The 17,287-nt window shown below is 40.0% G+C and carries 14 protein-coding genes; 5 read left to right on the plus strand and 9 right to left on the minus strand.

The features are described 5' to 3' along the window. Window positions 1-38 precede the first annotated feature (38 nt). The 4 genes from ACT4_RS06770 to betI all read right to left on the minus strand — a co-directional run bounded on the left by ACT4_RS06770 (window position 39) and on the right by betI (window position 4,753). Complete coding sequence (locus ACT4_RS06770) at window positions 39-830, minus strand: TorF family putative porin (RefSeq protein WP_007480905.1); 792 nt, start codon at window positions 828-830, stop codon at window positions 39-41. 62 nt (window positions 831-892) lie between these two features. Continuing rightward, window positions 893-2,587 carry a choline dehydrogenase gene (gene betA, locus ACT4_RS06775; protein WP_007480906.1) on the minus strand — a complete coding sequence of 565 codons (1,695 nt, stop codon included), beginning with the start codon at window positions 2,585-2,587 and terminating at the stop codon, window positions 893-895. A gap of 77 nt (window positions 2,588-2,664) precedes the next feature. Next, window positions 2,665-4,134: a betaine-aldehyde dehydrogenase gene (betB, locus tag ACT4_RS06780; protein WP_007480907.1), complete on the minus strand. Its 1,470-nt coding sequence runs from the start codon at window positions 4,132-4,134 to the stop codon at window positions 2,665-2,667. Continuing rightward, window positions 4,127-4,753, minus strand: a complete 627-nt coding sequence (gene betI, locus ACT4_RS06785; protein ID WP_007480908.1) for a transcriptional regulator BetI — start codon at window positions 4,751-4,753, stop codon at window positions 4,127-4,129. Before betI ends, betB begins: the two co-directional genes overlap by 8 nt. 419 nt (window positions 4,754-5,172) lie before the next feature. On the opposite strand from betI, the gene ACT4_RS06790 reads away from it, so the two are divergent. Continuing rightward, the gene (locus tag ACT4_RS06790) at window positions 5,173-7,233 is read left to right on the plus strand and encodes a choline transporter (protein WP_004881361.1); all 2,061 of its coding nucleotides are present in this window, start codon (window positions 5,173-5,175) and stop codon (window positions 7,231-7,233) included. Between the two features lie 47 nt (window positions 7,234-7,280). Here the strand turns inward: ACT4_RS06790 and ACT4_RS06795 are convergent, their stop codons facing one another. From ACT4_RS06795 to mqo, 3 genes are all read right to left on the minus strand, one after another. Continuing rightward, window positions 7,281-7,736: a hypothetical protein gene (locus tag ACT4_RS06795; RefSeq protein WP_007480911.1), complete on the minus strand. Its 456-nt coding sequence runs from the start codon at window positions 7,734-7,736 to the stop codon at window positions 7,281-7,283. A gap of 37 nt (window positions 7,737-7,773) precedes the next feature. Then, window positions 7,774-9,015 carry an MFS transporter gene (locus ACT4_RS06800; protein WP_007480912.1) on the minus strand — a complete coding sequence of 414 codons (1,242 nt, stop codon included), beginning with the start codon at window positions 9,013-9,015 and terminating at the stop codon, window positions 7,774-7,776. An 80-nt stretch (window positions 9,016-9,095) separates the two neighbouring features. Beyond that, window positions 9,096-10,736: a malate dehydrogenase (quinone) gene (gene mqo, locus ACT4_RS06805; protein ID WP_007480914.1), complete on the minus strand. Its 1,641-nt coding sequence runs from the start codon at window positions 10,734-10,736 to the stop codon at window positions 9,096-9,098. A gap of 1,038 nt (window positions 10,737-11,774) precedes the next feature. Here mqo and ACT4_RS06810 point away from each other — a divergent pair. Further along, window positions 11,775-12,323 (plus strand): TetR/AcrR family transcriptional regulator, encoded by a 549-nt coding sequence (locus ACT4_RS06810; protein ID WP_007480916.1) that lies wholly within the window; start codon window positions 11,775-11,777, stop codon window positions 12,321-12,323. Between the two features lie 644 nt (window positions 12,324-12,967). Here the strand turns inward: ACT4_RS06810 and ACT4_RS06815 are convergent. Both ACT4_RS06815 and ACT4_RS06820 read right to left on the minus strand, forming a co-directional pair. Then, window positions 12,968-13,864 (minus strand): alpha/beta hydrolase, encoded by an 897-nt coding sequence (locus tag ACT4_RS06815; protein ID WP_007480917.1) that lies wholly within the window; start codon window positions 13,862-13,864, stop codon window positions 12,968-12,970. 17 nt (window positions 13,865-13,881) lie between these two features. Beyond that, window positions 13,882-14,769, minus strand: coding sequence for a hypothetical protein (locus tag ACT4_RS06820; RefSeq protein ID WP_007480919.1), 888 nt, complete (start codon window positions 14,767-14,769; stop codon window positions 13,882-13,884). Between the two features lie 182 nt (window positions 14,770-14,951). Here ACT4_RS06820 and ACT4_RS06825 point away from each other — a divergent pair, with 182 nt between their 5' ends. The 3 genes from ACT4_RS06825 (at window position 14,952) to ACT4_RS06830 (ending at window position 17,287) form a co-directional block, all read left to right on the plus strand. Then, the gene (locus ACT4_RS06825) at window positions 14,952-15,992 is read left to right on the plus strand and encodes an AraC family transcriptional regulator (RefSeq protein WP_007480921.1); all 1,041 of its coding nucleotides are present in this window, start codon (window positions 14,952-14,954) and stop codon (window positions 15,990-15,992) included. A gap of 223 nt (window positions 15,993-16,215) precedes the next feature. After that, window positions 16,216-16,386 carry a hypothetical protein gene (locus ACT4_RS17265; RefSeq protein WP_007480922.1) on the plus strand — a complete coding sequence of 57 codons (171 nt, stop codon included), beginning with the start codon at window positions 16,216-16,218 and terminating at the stop codon, window positions 16,384-16,386. A gap of 610 nt (window positions 16,387-16,996) precedes the next feature. Then, on the plus strand, window positions 16,997-17,287 hold the full coding sequence (locus ACT4_RS06830) for a hypothetical protein (RefSeq protein WP_007480924.1): 291 nt from the start codon (window positions 16,997-16,999) through the stop codon (window positions 17,285-17,287).

A 17,287-nucleotide genomic window follows, 5' to 3' on the forward strand; every position in this document is an offset into this window, starting at 1 on the left:
AAAAAAGCTGCGATAATGCAGCTTTTTTATTACCAAGATTAAAAGCTCTTGGTGAGAGAGAAGGTCACAGTTGAATCAATAGGATCAGATACTTTTGCGTTTGGATTACCATTGCTGTATTGCTTGTAATAATCGTCTTTATCCCATGCTTTGCTGTAGATCAAACTTGCTGCAAGATTGTAAGGTAACTCTTTATTCACAGAGAAACTTGCATCCTGAAAGTTTGCATCAGAGAAGTTTTTAATTCTTTGATTGCCGTAGTGGGCATCGACAGACCAGCCTTGTGTAATCGGTTGATGCCAATTCACATCTAAATAACCTGAACCACGTGAATGCTTATTGTTACCTACACCTAGGGTGTCTGAGTTATTGCCGAAATAGTCTTGGGTATAAGTCACTGCATATCGAACGGTTAGCGGCCCATAAGTAACTTCTGGGATAATTTCACCATAGTTAAAGCTTGTATGACCTGTATCAGCGGTCGTTTCAGCACCCGGATAATAATAGTAAGCAACTTTGGTGCCTACAGTTAAATCACCAAAGCTACGGCTATAACCTGTATAAACATCCCATTCGACAGACGCATCACGGATAAAATGGTCACTTACAGTGGATGCCCATGTTCCCGCATAAAAACCGCTATCATGGTTATAGTCTAGGCCACCTTGGATCGCTGGTTTGCCCCAAGTTTGTTGGAAGCCGCGCGAAACATATTGGCTGGCAACAGTAACATTGGCGCTGAAAGGAGATGCCGTTTCAGCTGCGAGGTCTGTTGCATTTGCTGTGTTGAAACATAACCCTAAAGGTAGAGCGAGTAAAAGTTTTTTCATTTCCTTCCCCTTAAGTTTTCAGCACTCCGCATTATGCGAAGTGCTGATCAAAATAATTTGTTTTAATAAAATGGACGTACTGGCGGTTGTCGAACAGGTGCTGTTCCAGCCTTGTAATAACCTGCTTGTGAGCGTGGTAATTTTTGCCCACGAATTTGATCCGCAATTTTTTCTGCCATCATAATCGTGGTGGCATTTAAGTTACCTGTGATAATGATTGGCATGATTGACGCATCAATCACTCGTAGGCCTTGCACGCCATGCACACGACCTTGTCCATCGACGACAGCCATATCGTCTTCACCCATTTTGCAGCTACATGATGGGTGGTATGCAGTTTCAGCATGTTCACGTACAAATGAATCCAGTTCAGCATCAGTTTTTAACTGCATGCTTGGGCTAATTTCCTCGCCACGATAAGGATCGAGCGCAGGTTGATGCATGATTTCACGCGTGATACGAATGCCATCGCGGAATTCGCGCCAGTCTTGTTCCGTTGACATGTAATTGAACAAGATGCTTGGATGCTCAAATGGATCTTTGGATTTGAGTTTGATCCGACCACGAGAAGGTGAACGCATTGAACCAACATGGGCTTGGAAGCCATGTTCATTCACAGCATTACTACCGTTGTAGTTAATCGCAACAGGCAAGAAGTGATATTGAATATTTGGCCATTCAAACTCATCAGATGAACGAATGAATCCACCTGCTTCAAATTGATTGCTTGCGCCAATCCCTTTGCCGAGGAATAACCACTCCGCGCCAATTGCAGGTTGGTTATACCATTTCAAAGCAGGGTAGAGTGAGACGGGCTTTTTACATTTGTACTGAAGATACATTTCCAAATGATCTTGCAGATTTTCACCTACACCCGGTAAGTCTTGTACCACCTCAATATCCATTGATTTGAGGAAGGTGCTTTGTCCAACACCTGAGCGTTGTAAAATTTGTGGTGATGCGATTGCACCTGCACAGAGTAAGACTTCACGCTTTGCATGCGCTTGTTTCATATTGGCTTGATCTGAACCAATAATATATTCAACACCAACAGCTTGCTTATTGCTAAACAAGATTTTATTGGTCATAGCATGTGTGATGATGGTGAGATTTGGACGACCTTTTGCCATATCCAAATAACCACGAGCAGTACTTGAACGGCGGCCTTGAGGTGTGACCGTGCGATCCATTGGACCGAAACCTTCTTGCTGATAACCGTTTAAATCATCTGTGCGTGGATAGCCTGCTTGTACGCCTGCTTCGACCATTGCATTAAATAGTACATTATTGCCTTGTTTGGGTGTTGCGACTGAAACAGGGCCTTCACTGCCGTGATAATCGTTCGCGCCAATGTCACGTGTTTCTGCTTTTCTGTAATAAGGTAAACAGTCTGCATAAGCCCAATCTTCAAGCCCTTTATGGGTTGACCATTGGTCTAAATCCATCGCATTCCCACGGATATAGCACATGCCATTGATCAGTGATGAACCACCTAAACCTTTACCACGACCGCATTCCATACGGCGATTATTCATATGTGGTTCAGGGTCAGTCAAATATGCCCAATTGTAGCGACGACCTTGTAATGGAAAAGCCAATGCAGCGGGCATTTGCGTACGGAAATCAAGGCGATAATCTGGGCCGCCAGCTTCTAATAATAAAACCGAAACATCTGAATCTTCAGTTAAACGTGCAGCGAGGACATTACCCGCAGAACCTGCACCAATAATAATATAATCGTATTCTTGCTTATTCATAATCTGCCTTTATTTGTTGCAAGATCAACTGAATGTTTGAGATTCAGTTGATCAAGATAAGATAAAGCGCAATGCTTTTAGAAAATGCTTTGGTAATCACCAAGCTCAACTTGAACGGATTTGATGCGTGTGTAATGAGACAGTGTAGAAATACCATTTTCACGGCCTACACCTGATTGTTTATAACCACCGACTGGCATCTCAGCAGGGGATTCGCCCCATGTATTGATCCAACAAATACCAGCTTCGATTTGATGAATAATACGATGTGCTTTGTTGATGTCCGGTGTCACCACACCAGCAGCTAAACCAAAAGTCGTGTTATTGGCACGACGAATCACTTCATCTTCAGTTTGATAACTTAGGATACTCATCACAGGGCCAAAGATTTCGTCCTGTACAATGCGCATGTCATCAGTACAATCTGTAAATACCGTTGGTAACACATATGCACCTTCGGCCAATTCACCAGATGCTCTATCACCGCCGATCAGCAGTTTTGCACCTTGTTGTTTACCTGCATTGATGTAGGAAAGAACCTTTTCCATATGAGGGAAACTGGTCAGTGGGCCGAAATTGGTATCTGCGTTCATTGGGTCGCCGATACGGATACGTTGCACACGTTCCAAAATCGCAGCTTCAAATGCAACTTTCAAAGTTGCTGGAACAAAGACGCGCGTGCCATTGGTACAGACTTGACCTGAACTAAAGAAGTTTGCCATCACAGCAATATCAGCGGCTTTGTTGATATCTGCATCTTCACAAATGATCAAGGGCGATTTACCACCAAGTTCCATGGTTACTTCTTTCAGGCTTGAAGCGGCAGCACTTGCCATCACTTTTTTGCCTGTTTCAACGCCACCGGTAAAGGAGATTTTTTCAATCACTGGATGTTCTGTAAGCCATTGACCGATGTCACGACCAACACCTTGCACGACGTTAAACACACCATTTGGTACGCCTGCTTCGGTATAAATTTCTGCAAGTTTGAATGCAGTTAAAGGCGTGATTTCACTTGGTTTGAAAATCATGGCATTGCCTGCTGCAAGCGCAGGAGCTGATTTCCATAAAGCGATTTGGATTGGATAGTTCCAAGCGCCGATACCTGCTACGACACCTAAAGGTTCACGGCGGGTGTAGAAAAAGCTTGTTTCACGCAGGGGAACTTGCTCACCTTGAATCGCTGTCGCCAAACCTGCGTAATATTCAAGAACATCTGCACCCGTCACGATATCAACAGTAGAGGTTTCGCTATAAGCCTTACCTGTATCTAAAGTTTCAAGTTCAGCAAGCTCATCATTACGTTCACGTAAAATATCTACTGCGCGGCGTAAAATGCGTGAGCGTTCCATGGCAGTCATTGCTGCCCAGACTTTTTGACCGTCTTGAGCGCTTTGAACTGCTTTTTCAATGTCTTGTTGAGAGGCTTGTTGAATTGTGGCAATGACTTTGCCATTGGCAGGGTTGATGCTGTCAAAGCTCACACCACTGGTGGCATTGACGTATTGACCGTGGATATACAATGGATGAATCTGCACATCATTCATTTTGTCTCTCCTGTAATTTTGGTTTTGCAAGTTCAAGTTGCGTATCTAAATAATCATATGCAATGCTTCGCGCAGCCTGACGATCAAATCCGTCATCTTCAATTAGACCACCACGTAACCATAATCCATCAATCAGTGCAGCAAGACCGCTTGCGGCAATATTTGCTCTGTCTTCTGGCATCAATTGCAAGAATTGGTGCTTCAAATTGGAATACAAACGTCGATCATTAATCCGTTGTAAACGAGCAAGTTCTGGAATATGCATACTGGCAGACCAAAAATCTAACCAAACGCGCATTGCGATTTTGTTGACCTGACTAATGTCGAAGTTTGAGTCAATAATTGCCTTAATCTGGTTTTCAGGCTGTGAATCTATTGTGGCAGCCTTGTATTGCAGAGAAATAAGATGCAAGCGCTTCAACATTTCTCTCATACAGTTGTTGATCAAGCCCTGTTTGTCACCAAAATAGTGACTCACGATACCTGTCGAAACTTGGGCTTTTTTGGCAATTTGAGCGATGGTGGTTTGCGATAAACCGACCTCATAAATCACTTCAAATGCAGCGTTTACGATTTCTTCACGCCGCTCATGCTCTGGTTTAACTCTGCGTTTAGTCATGTGTATATGCCATAAATGCCTATAAAAATTAAGGCGTTATATAAAACACTGGATGCACAAAAATTATAACACAATATAATGATACTTTTTATTGATTGAACGTTCAATCAATAAAAAGTATCATATTTGCAACAGGGTCGTTTTACACAACTCTTAAAGGTATCATCGGAGATACCTGTTAAGGTGTCAGAATTGTAGGTTTAATTGATTGAATTTTGTGTTCGGATCAATGGTCTGATCATCAAAGGGAAATCATTTTTTACAATACTGTTGATTACAAAAATACAGCTTCACTCGCGATAGGTTATTCACCAAATGACTGTTCGCTGCTGTGCCTTCTCGTTGTTTTCGTCAATAAATCGTGGTTGAGTTATTGAGAAAAACAACATTTTTATAATTTAATTTTACTTGAGGATTGTATGGTAACAGATAATCCAAGAGCAGTTGATGATTCATCTATTCAAACAAAAGATCAGTTAAATCGTGTGGTCTTTTATGTTTCAGCGCTCATTATTTTAATATTTTCACTCACTACGATTTTATTCAATGACTTCGCCAATCACATGTTAAATGTGGTGCTCGCTTGGGTTAGTGATAAGTTTAGTTGGTACTATTTATTAGCTGCTACGCTTTACTTAATCTTTGTCGTCTTTATCGCTTGCTCTCGTTATGGCGATATCAAATTAGGGCCAAAACATTCCAAACCTGAGTTTAGTTTGCTGAGTTGGTCGGCGATGCTATTCGCCGCAGGGATTGGTACGGATTTAATGTTTTTCTCGGTGGCTGAACCACTGTCGCATTATATGAATCCACCTGTGGGTGAGGGGCAAACCTATGAAGCTGCTCGCCAAGGGATGGTTTGGACATTATTTCACTATGGCTTAACAGGTTGGGGGATGTATGCCTTAGTCGGAATGGCTTTAGGTTATTTCAGCTATCGTTACAATCTGCCGTTGACGATTCGTTCAGCGCTTTACCCAATCTTTGGTAAAAAGATTGATGGTCCGATTGGTCATACCGTAGATACGGCTGCAGTGATTGGTACGATTTTTGGTATTGCCACAACTTGCGGTATTGCCGTCGTACAAATTAACTATGGTTTGCATGTTCTATTCAATACGCCTGAAAGTTTATGGGTGCAGTCGGGTCTGATCTTGGTTGCGGTCATCGTGACGATTATCTCGGTCACGGCAGGGGTCAACAAAGGAATTAAAGTCTTATCGGAAATCAACATTTATGCCGCTATTGGTTTGATGTTGTTTATTTTATTACTCGGTAATACTGAATTTTTACTCAATGCCTTAGTTCAGAACTTTGGTGACTATATCAGTCGATTCCCAAGTTTGGCTTTAGAAAGTTTTGCTTTCCAGCAACCGAAAGAGTGGATGAGTAGTTGGACACTATTCTTCTGGGCTTGGTGGGTTGCATGGTCTCCATTTGTGGGTCTATTCCTTGCGCGAATTTCTAAAGGTCGTACCATTCGTGAGTTTGTATGTGGGACATTGATTATCCCGTTATTATTCACGATTACGTGGTTATCTATTTTCGGTAATAGTGCGTTATATAACGTTATTTTTGACGGCAATACCGCATTGGCACAAACCGTATTGACTGATCCTGCACATGGTTTCTATGACTTACTTGCACAGTATCCATGGTTCCCATTTGTTGCTGGTGTCGCGACAATTACAGGCTTACTGTTTTATGTGACATCAGCCGATTCTGGCGCACTGGTATTGGGTAATTTCACCACTAAATTCTCCAATGTCGATAATGATGCGCCACGTTGGTTACGCGTATTCTGGGCAGTTGCGATTGGTTTATTAACCCTTGCGATGTTGATGGCAAATGGTATTACTGCTTTACAAAGTGCTACCGTGATTATGGGCTTGCCATTTAGCTTTGTAATGCTGTTGGTAATGGCTGGTTTGTACAAGTCATTACGCCTTGAGGATTATCGTAAAGCCAGTCGAAGCCTGAACGCCGCGCCTGTTGTGGGGAACGTCGATATTCTAAATTGGAAGCAACGTTTGTCACGAGTAATGCATCACCCAGGAAGCAGTGAAACGAAACGGATGTTGGATAACGTCTGTGCGCCAGCTGTGAAGACTGTTGCAGATGAATTGATTAAGCGTGGAATGAATGTCGAAGTTACACAAGGCGAGCTTGAAGATAGCGATATGCTCTATCATCTTGATTTAACAATCAATATCGAAGAAGAACATAACTTTGTCTATCAAATTTGGCCTGTACGTTATATTGCGCCTACATTTAGTGAGCGTGGTAAACGTGGTAAGCAACATTATTATCGTTTGGAAACCTTCTTATACGAAGGCTCTCAAGATAACGATTTAGTTGGTTACACCAAAGAACAAGTGATTAATGACATTTTAGATAAGTATGAACGCCATATGACTTTCTTGCATATCAACCGCATTAGTCCGGGAAATCGTCCGTTGTATCCTGATTCTCAGGATTAACAAATAAAAACCTCACTGCAATGTGAGGTTTTTTTATCGCTTATGGATTATAAAGCGCCGTACTGCTGCCATGTTTCGCCAGTATTGTAATGTGAATAATGAGTTTTGAGCTCATGTAGAGACTGGCTTTGATAAAGTGCAAAGATGATCATAATTAAAAATAGGCTAACTAACTTAATTAGACGTTTATGTTTATAATTGCCTGAATATAAATAAAAAATACAGTAAAATGCCAAGATCAAATAAGTACAAAACAATGAGTTGAAGATCAAATAAATCAGTAGTGCTGCGGTTAAAACAAAAGCAGTTCGATTTTTCAAAACACTAGGACGTAAACTCAAAATAGTCAGTGCCAATAAGCCGAATGCAGTCCAAAATAAATAGCCATTGCCACCGATAATGACGATATAGGTTGCTTGTGCCCACAATAAGATGAGCCATACAAAGACAGAAAAAATAATAAATTTAGACGAGCCTAAAGAAGCGGGCAAAGTGTGTTTCATATTGAATTAAATTTTAAAATAGCCAATAAGGTGAAATTTAAAAACGAAAATTAAATAAAGCTTTGGTTTTACTTTTCACGAGAAAAACACAGACCAAAGAAAGTGAACCACCAATTAACATTGCAGGAATCACGCTAAAAAGACGTGCCATCACGCTCGACTGAACAGCACCCAGCTCGTTGCTAGAGGTGACGAAGATACCGTTAATGGCAGCTACACGACCAAGCATGTCTTTGGGTGGAATAAGTTGCAGTATCGTTTGACGAATGACAATGTTGATGCTGTCACAAGCTCCCATAATAATGAGAACTACAGCAGAAAAATAGAGGTGTCTAGTAACAGCAAATAACAGCGTACATAAAGAGAAGCCCGTAATTGCAATTAGCATGATACGCCAAGGCTGATACTGAGGAGGAAAGCGTACTAAAAGTGCCATCATCACCAGACTACCAACGGCAGGAGCTGCACGTAACACACCAAAACCATCTGCGCCGATATGTAAAATATCTTGAGCAAAAATAGGCAATAGGGTGATGATTCCCGCAAAAAATACGGAACTTAAATCGAGGAACATTACCCAAAAGATAATTTTTGTTTTAAAAATAAATTGTAGTGCTTCTTTCAGACTGTTGGAGATTGATTCAGTTTTGAGTTGAGGAAAGTCTCTCGGCTGCATACACCATAGTGCAATACTTCCAGCAGTAAATAAACTGCAAATCACAGCAAAGGTAATGTTCAAGTTGAGATGTGCCAGTAGTAATCCACCGAGTACAGGTGCAAGGATACCGCTTGCTTGCCAGCACATGCTAGTCCATGTTGCTGCATTGGTATAAAGATGTTCTGGAACGATAAAAGGTCGTAAAGAATTAAAACAAGGGCTATAAATTCCACGAATACAACCAAATAAAAATAAGATTGAAAAAGTTGTAATCAATAGAACATTTGAGCTGATGTGCTGTGCTTGGAATGAATCAAAGCTGAGCCAAAGTGCGAGTGATAATGGAATCGAAAGACTAAAACTGATTTGTAGGATACGTTGGCGATTAAAACGATCAGCAATATAGCCGCCCCACAATGACAGTGCTAGAAAGGGCAGAAAATCCATGAACCCGACTAGACCAAGCATCAGTGGATTTTTGGTGATTTGATATAAATGAAATGCTACAAGAACTTCTTGGATCAGCACTGCAAAAGTAAGACAGCATTGGTTCAGCGTCAATAACCTAAAGTCGCGACTAATAAATGCAGCAAAAGCAGACTGAGCAGAAGTAGGAGACATGATCAAAAAAAATTAAGCGATAAAAGAACAAAAAGGGAAGAGTCGAAACTCATCCCTTTTTAAGTTGGATTATGAGAGGTCTATTGGGCTACAGCTTCTGCTTTAGCAGCCTTATTCGCAGGTGTTAAATTTGCAGGAGTTGTATAGTTCAAACCTAAAGTAGAACTGGTGTAATGACGGATTTGATCAAGTAATGCTGGATTTGCAGAAAGATCTTGACCATAAGAACGCACGATTTCATGCAACTTCTTATTCCATTCGCCATTCGCTTTTTCTGGGAATGCTTGTTCAATCAAGTTCAACATGATGTATGGTGAAGTTGAAGCACCAGGAGAAGCACCAAGCAACGCAGTTACAGATTTATCTTGCGATGCGAAGATTTCTGTACCAAATTGCAATTTAGCTGGTTTACCCGGTTCTTTCTTGATGATCTGAACACGCTGACCACCTTGCTGTAAGTGCCAATCTTTAGGGTCTGCTTCAGGGTAGTATTTTCTTAACTCATTGAAGCGATCTTCATCAGACATTAACACTTGGCTTACGAGATACTGAACAAGATCAGCATTTTGTAGACCAATTGCAGCCATTGGTAAAACGTTGTTTTTGTTGGTAGATGCAAGCAAATCTAACTGTGAACCATGTTTAAGGAACTTGTTTGAATACGTTGCAAATGGCCCAAACAACACATATTTTTTACCGTCGATATAACGAGTATCGATATGTGGAACAGACATTGGAGGCGCACCAAGATCAGCACGACCATACACTTTTGCAGTATGTTTTGCTGTGATTGCTGGATTGTCAGTTACAAGGAATTCACCACCAACAGGGAAGCCTGCATATTGTTTCGCTTCAGGTAAGCCAGTCATTTGCAATAATTTAATGGCTGCACCACCTGCACCAATAAATACAAAGCGTGTTTTCACATGGTTGACTTCACCAGACTTCAAATCTTTGAAAGCGACAGACCAAGTGTTGTCATCATTTTTGCTGATGCCAGTCACTTCAGTAGAGGTTCTGAGTTTAAAGTTTGGACTTTTCTCAAGGTGATTTACCAATTGAGTTGTGATCGCACCGTAGTTTACGTCAGAACCGACAGCCATACGTGTTGCTGCAATCTTCTGTTGAGGATCACGACCATCCATCACCAATGGAGCCCATTGCTTAATTTCAGATGCATCTTCGCTAATCTTCATTCCAGCAAATAGAGGATCTTGAATCATGGCTGCATAGCGCTTTTCCATGAAATCTACATTGTCACCCCAAACGAACGCGATGTGCGGTACTGGGTTGATGAATGTGTTTGGTGTATTTAAAACGCCTTGTTTAACTTGATACGACCAGAATTGCTTGGCAATTTCGAATTGACCTGCAACTTTCACTGCTTTAGAAATGTCCATTTTACCGTCTTTTTCAGAGGTATAGTTCATTTCCATAAAGCCTGAATGACCTGTTCCCGCATTGTTGAAACCATTTGAACTTTCTTGAGCAACTGCATCAAGACGTTCATACATGCGGATATTCCAGTCAGGTTGTAATTCGTTGAGATAAGTACCAAGTGTGGCACTCATGATACCGCCGCCGATGAGTACAACATCAACAACAGGTTCATCGCTTTTAGTTTTTATTGCCTTAGACGTAATTGGTCTAAAAAGAAAGGCAATAGCAATAACTATCAGTACTAAGAGTAGTACCAATAAGTACTTCCAAAATTTTTTCATTCAATTTACCTTAAAAATTAAATGACTCCCTATATGGATGATATAGAGAGAAGAGATTTAAATGATGAGTGAGCGCAAAGGCACATCAAAATAGGGGGTTGCCCGTACTGATGTTAGAGAAAATAGTTTGTGAATTTTACTTTAAAATAGGCAGTGTTTTTGTTTACCAAATGTTAAAATATGTGATTTACAAGTCATTTTAAATAGTTTCTTATAGATATTATTGTTTCATATTCTAATGGTGCTTGGGTTTAAATTATTGATAATAAGGTTTTTTGTCTATTTTATGGGCGATCTATACGAGGTATATAGTAGTTTTTAAAGAAAGTCTGGAGAAACAACGAATATATCCATCTACATAAATAATCGATTTATATATACATGAAAAATTACATGATTAAAAATCTGATTTGAATCATGTTTAATGTCATTAGTCGAGAGTTTTAAAAAATTAAATCTCGTTGATTTAGCGTTTCAAAAAATATTTTTTATATAATCATTTTGGAAAAATAATAATAAATTTCAGACCTTAGCATTTACCCAAGATTGACACTCATAAACTCTGAGATTATTCTTTGAGTGCTGGCCTACATCGCCAGTCGGTTTTGACGGACCGTTTTTGGACTACATCAGGATTATTTCTTCTGAGGAATAGTTTTGCATGTAAACTTCTCGTCCCCTCCCGTAGCGGTAGGACGGGAGTGGGACACTTTCGAGTGTGCTGGGGTCCAACCAGTCCGTCAACCCACTTTCGTCCTGCCACCATAATTTTAAATGCAATGGCAGAGTTCCGAATCGTTTAGGAGTTGGCCATGTATTTTATTCTCACACTTCCTGATTAGTTTTTCATTCGGTTTGATTGCTTTTGGCTTTCAAGTTTTAGTTCGTTGCGACTAAAAAACATATCGACAATAAAAATTGAGATGCGCTAAAGCCATCTTTAAGGGCTTTTGTATGCCTTTTTTGCTCAGCATGAGAGCAAAGGCATTTTTATCTCATTCAAGTACAACAAAAAATGATGAGTAGATGGGAATTTGTATGTCAAATCGAGAGTTATCACCAAGAGCATTGCAGGTTGTTCAGACTTCAATCCAGTTATTTAATAGTTATGGTTTTCATAGGGCAGGCATAGACTTTATTTTGCAGCAAACCAAAATCGCTAAGATGACGTTTTATAATAATTTTCAGTCTAAAGAACGATTTATAGAAATATGTATGACTGTACAAAAAGAGTGGCTGAAACAAGAGGTGCTTGCAATTATTTATTCATGCCAACACCTCACGGCAGCCGATAAACTCAGGGAAATTTATCTTTTACATGCAGACCTGAATAGTTCTTACCATCTTTTGTTCAAAGCTATTTTTGAGATTGAAAAACTATATCTTCAGGCTTATCAAGTCGTGATTGAATATCGAGAATGGTTGGTGGAAGAGGTTTATCAATTGCTTTTAGTGGCTAATCTGAATGCCTCTAAAATTGATGCAGAGATGTTCCTGTTTGTAGTGGATGGGGCGGTGGTGCAGTTGTTGGGAGGAGGTGAGGTGGGTATAGGGAAGTTATTAGAGGAGTTGAGGTTAGTTGTATAGGTAGCCTTAACCAACCGCGTACTTTAAATAATTAGGATAAAATTTCTAGGTAAGGATTCTTATCAAGAATATCAGCACGAGACTTAAATGAGTCTTTCCGATTTATTTTGTGGTTTACTAGGATTTTTAGTCAGTAACCAATAAATCTGACTCCATTGATTGTTATCTATCCATAAACTAATTCTTTCAGATACATATCCGGGAGGAATTAAAGATTAATCTTGGAAATATGGTTAATGGACTTAATATTGATAAATTCTATTAGTCGACTTTTTATAAAGAAACCGCCATTTACGGCGGTTTTTTATAGCAGACGTTAAATGACAGATAGTTTGAGATAAAATTAGTTAAATAAATCAAATGCTTTAAGTTTTTTGTGACAGATAATCTTAACTGATTTTGCCCCATAAGTTAGGATTTTTTAAGAATTTGTGTCACATAAGTTAAGATTTTCCCATATCATGGAATTCTTTTAATTAAGAATCTAATAAAAAGTTTTTAATGTGGGAAAATAGTAAGTATGATTAAATTCTACGAAATGCATCATTATTGAACAAAAATCTGCGCACATTATTATCCAATATAGATGTATGGCTGCGCAGATTTGTACTAGAACAATCAAAAAAAGACTGCTTTTAAACATACTACACTGGCATTATACGAAGCAGAAACTTAAGTTGATCTGTGACTACCTTTTCAAAAGCTTCACCAAGATAAATGTCGAAGTGACCTTCCTCGTATATATGGATTTCACCCTGAGGTGCCTTGCGTACGTGGCGCAGGGTTGCCTTCGACGGAGCTACCGAATCTGTAGAACACACAGCAAAGAAAGCAGGGCAATTGAGCTTGGCAGCATCCCTACCCGGATAATAACGCATGATGTTTAATGCGATGCGGGCGGCTACATAGTTTTTTACGGAGTTATCTTTGGGCATAAGACTAAAATAGCCCGAAAGAGCGTCTGGCGCAGTCATGAGAGCTCTTGAGAGAGGCTTTCCGCTGGTTGCTATGTATTTGGGTTCGGCACCTAACCAAGCGCCAATCTGATCGGCAATAGCGAGTGGCATGATTTTCATAGAGGAGATAGGGTTTATGGCCATACTTGATGCCCAACCATCGGTGAATGGGCATTGTGATATAACGCCAGAAACTCGTTTGTCGGCCGCAGCCGCAGCTATTGCGTGACCACCTCCAAATGAAGTGCCCCACAAAACGATTCTATTTCCGTCAACGTCCTCACTGTCCCGAACAAAGTCAATGGCTGATTGCCAATCTTCAAGCTGTTTTTGAATATCTAATAGCTGACGAGGCTGCCCTTCACTGTCACCAAAATGACGGTAGTCAAATAGTAAACAAGCATAGCCTGCTTCGCAAAAGCGTTCGGCATATGCCGGAAGGCGCATAGTTTTTACAGAACCTAGACCATGCCCCATTACGATAACTGGTGCTGGCTTTTTGCTATCAGGCAGGTATAACCAACCGTGGCATTTGAGGCCATGAGAATAAAAATAGACATCACGGCGATTTGGTAGGGTTGTCATATTGGTAAACTCTCTATTCAGTTTGAAAGTGTTGTTGAGTTATTCATCTGATATTCGCGTAATAGCAAAACATCAGAATTTACGGTTAGTTGAATTTCATCAACCACCAACGTATTGTTGAATCTGAGAGTTTCCGTACCCGCGGTATAGTTCGATAGGAAGTGTTTGATATCTTTATAGGTAATAAATGCTACACCGTCGTAAGGATTTTCAAAATTTAGTGACGGTTCTCTGACGGTATGAATCTGATCATAGCCAATCATAGAAATTAAACTAACGTTATCTACTACAAGCTTAGCGTGTTGATCAATCCAATAGTCTTGTGCCTGCTGTCTCGTCTTACCTAGTGGGCATCGGGTCAAAACTGTAATATGAACAGGGTTCTCAATGTCGCTTCTGCCGTTTTCATATACAGTGAAGCGTCGATCACTTTCATTCAATATCACACTGGATGCGATAGCATGGAGTGAATCACTTATATTCTTAAGTGTTTCAATTTGCTGAGATGAAAGCTTGGTATCGAATTGCAACTCTAACAGCGCATCGAAATGCGGTTTATAATTAACGGAAAAAGGTGCTGCTGGAGTTACACCACTGATTGTGCACAGGAAATGAGATACTGCGGAGCTTCTCGCAAAAATAAAGGGAGCCATCAGGACGCCACCCATGCTGACATCGTGAAATTGTCGAAAAGACATATACCCAAGTTTTTTTTGCGTATTAGAGATTTGAGAAGCCACTGTAGTTAATAGTTGCTGAAAAAACTCACTCTGGGATAAATTAGGCTGCCGTTTTAGCATAATAAAAATAGTTGTATTGCGAGACTCCACTGGTTTAACCCGATTTGGATTCTCAGGAAGACGTGTAAACAGTGCCCGTTTCATTAATTCTTTCGCAATGCTCATTAAAATCTCCGCTCATTCACATGTATAGGCTATTACTCCGAGGTCAAAGATATTGGTTTTAATGGCTTAAACCTTAGAAGTTGTGCTTATAATCTTACCAATGAATATGGGGATATCGACTATGTTGAGATAGGCCAAATGAGTTTATAATTTAGGCCACATGGCTCAAAAGAGAGGTAGAGATGGACTACTGGCTGACAGTTCGTGATCCATCCAGTGTTAATTTACTGGTTAAATTTGGAGAAGAGCATGGGGTTCAATCTGAAGTATTACTTCGCAAAACTGGACTTGCTCATGAGCACCTAGTTGATCCTAATGTCGAGATTCAGGCTGAGCAAGAATTACTTGTGATCAATAACTTGATCAAGGCATTAAAAAATCCTCCTCTTCTTGGTCTGGAAGTTGGTCTTCGTTACGGCTTTACCACATATGGTGTTTGGGGGCTTGCACTAATGAGTAGTGCAACTGTCGGAGACGCACTATCCTTAGCATTGCGATTTCAGAAACTAACCTCCGCATTTACCAAGTTCGACATTCATCAAAATGAGCAATACATTGTCGCAAATTTCCAACCACCGCCTGTAGATGAACCAGTTCGATCCTTTCTAGCTCATCGTGACTTGGCAGGTACAGTCCGCCTAATTTCGGAAGTAGCAGGTGCGACCTGTGTACTAAGTTTGGTCGAACTTACTATTCCACGTTCAACGGTTGATCCAGTATGTGATGAGTTTATGAATTGGGCACGTTGCCCTGTGCAATTAGGTGCAGAGGGAAATACTCTGACGCTGAATGCTCACGACCTTAATTTGAGTCTTCCAAATGCAAATCCCTTAGCAGCCTCTTTGGGAGAGCAGATGTGTGCGGCATTACAAGAGCGTCGTAGAGTTCGTTATGGTATAGTCGAATTGGTACGTTCCCAATTACTCCTTCCAACTGGAAATCTTGTACCAGATTTACCGCATCTGGCGAAATTACTGTATACCTCTGAACGCACACTCAAGCGTCGTCTCCAAGCAGAAGGAACATCTTTCCGTAAAATATTTGCTTCGGTACAACAACAACTCGCCTGCGAACTTTTACAGGATAGCGAACTATCAATCAATGAAATCGCAGTACGGACTGGGTACAGTGATGACTCAGCATTTTCTCAAGCTTTCAAACGTTGGAAAGGCATAACTCCAGGTCAGTGGCGTAGGCATGTTGAACAAGATAAGGATAGATAAAAGGGATATTTCTGGTGATATAGAGTGTAGCTACTCTCTATTGAAGTAAGTAAAGCAGAAAGTTTTAGATCTTGTAGCAAGACAGGGCTATAGTTTACCCACAAAAACTGTAAATACTTGGTTTCTATATTGTGGCTTGCAAAGAGAAATCACGAAAGATATTGCTATATTAATAAGTAAGGTGCATGAAAGTTTATGATTTAAATATAAAGAAATTATAGAGATGCTTGATAATACTGTTTACTCAAGCGAGCTTCTATTAAGCAATATTATCCAAGTGATTCTAAATTTAGATGATGAAGTTGGCGAGTTAGTTTTCGATGGTTTAAAGGCTTCTTTTGCTATAGATTCTAAAGAGTATCAATATTTAGCAAATTTTGATTTAATTCACTGATAAAAAATAGAGCCATTAGGCTCTATTTTTTTAATTAATGTAGTTGATGGGATTTGTAACAATCTCGAAATATGTGTCAAAAATCTCACATCAACTGTCATTCAGCGGCACACGTCACGCGACACATAAGTTGTCATTTCCCATTTCAGAAATTCAAAAGCTTAGAGATTCTTGCGACACATAATGACAATTTAAGCGACACAACTATTGTCATTTTTAGAGTTTTACGACACATAAGCTGTCATTTTATTAAATACTAATTTTAAGATTGGTTTATGGGAAATTCTAAGAGATGGTGGCAGGGAGTTTGTATAGCATTCAGAACGTCACTTTATGACGCCTCATGCATTTTTCCAGCTAGTGAAGCTATAAAGGGGAAAGGTATTCTAATGGTTATTCAGATAGCGCAATTATTTATATCATAGATTATCTACTGTAAAAATTATTCTTGACATGTCAGAAACTACAGACTAATCTTAAATCAATGATTAGTCATAGGTGTTCTACTGTATTAAATCTGTGATTATTCAGAATTGGATTTGGCGACAGGTTGCAGCCTGCCGCCATGTTCTCAACTTGTTAACGACGTGAACCATTAAGGAATCGAACAATGAAAGTATATCAGATCAATTATGACCTGCGTAAACAACGTAATTATGATGCGCTCTATCAAAAAATTAAGTCTTATGATGATTGGTGTCATCCCTTAGAATCTTGTTGGATAGTTGTTACAGCAAAAACTGCTGTACAGATTAGAGATGAATTGCGTTCTGTAATAGATAGTGATGATGGCCTACTAGTTACAAGGCTTAATGGAGAAGCAGCTTGGCACAAACTTAATTTTGATACCAATAGTCAAGTGACTAATTGGTTGCGGAAGAATTTAAGTAGCGCAACATAA

This window comes from Acinetobacter sp. NBRC 100985, from assembly GCF_000241225.1.
Classification (GTDB): Bacteria; Pseudomonadota; Gammaproteobacteria; order Pseudomonadales; family Moraxellaceae; genus Acinetobacter; species Acinetobacter venetianus.

What these genes read in the sequence shown, in the direction of transcription:
- ACT4_RS06770 (WP_007480905.1), bottom strand. Translation starts at nt 830, where the DNA reads ATGAAAAAACTTTTACTCGCTCTACCTTTAGGGTTATGTTTCAACACA.
- betA (WP_007480906.1), bottom strand. Translation starts at nt 2,587, where the DNA reads ATGAATAAGCAAGAATACGATTATATTATTATTGGTGCAGGTTCTGCG.
- betB (WP_007480907.1), bottom strand. Translation starts at nt 4,134, where the DNA reads ATGAATGATGTGCAGATTCATCCATTGTATATCCACGGTCAATACGTC.
- betI (WP_007480908.1), bottom strand. Translation starts at nt 4,753, where the DNA reads ATGACTAAACGCAGAGTTAAACCAGAGCATGAGCGGCGTGAAGAAATC.
- ACT4_RS06790 (WP_004881361.1), top strand. Translation starts at nt 5,173, where the DNA reads ATGGTAACAGATAATCCAAGAGCAGTTGATGATTCATCTATTCAAACA.
- ACT4_RS06795 (WP_007480911.1), bottom strand. Translation starts at nt 7,736, where the DNA reads ATGAAACACACTTTGCCCGCTTCTTTAGGCTCGTCTAAATTTATTATT.
- ACT4_RS06800 (WP_007480912.1), bottom strand. Translation starts at nt 9,015, where the DNA reads ATGTCTCCTACTTCTGCTCAGTCTGCTTTTGCTGCATTTATTAGTCGC.
- mqo (WP_007480914.1), bottom strand. Translation starts at nt 10,736, where the DNA reads ATGAAAAAATTTTGGAAGTACTTATTGGTACTACTCTTAGTACTGATA.
- ACT4_RS06810 (WP_007480916.1), top strand. Translation starts at nt 11,775, where the DNA reads ATGTCAAATCGAGAGTTATCACCAAGAGCATTGCAGGTTGTTCAGACT.
- ACT4_RS06815 (WP_007480917.1), bottom strand. Translation starts at nt 13,864, where the DNA reads ATGACAACCCTACCAAATCGCCGTGATGTCTATTTTTATTCTCATGGC.
- ACT4_RS06820 (WP_007480919.1), bottom strand. Translation starts at nt 14,769, where the DNA reads ATGAGCATTGCGAAAGAATTAATGAAACGGGCACTGTTTACACGTCTT.
- ACT4_RS06825 (WP_007480921.1), top strand. Translation starts at nt 14,952, where the DNA reads ATGGACTACTGGCTGACAGTTCGTGATCCATCCAGTGTTAATTTACTG.
- ACT4_RS17265 (WP_007480922.1), top strand. Translation starts at nt 16,216, where the DNA reads ATGCTTGATAATACTGTTTACTCAAGCGAGCTTCTATTAAGCAATATT.
- ACT4_RS06830 (WP_007480924.1), top strand. Translation starts at nt 16,997, where the DNA reads ATGAAAGTATATCAGATCAATTATGACCTGCGTAAACAACGTAATTAT.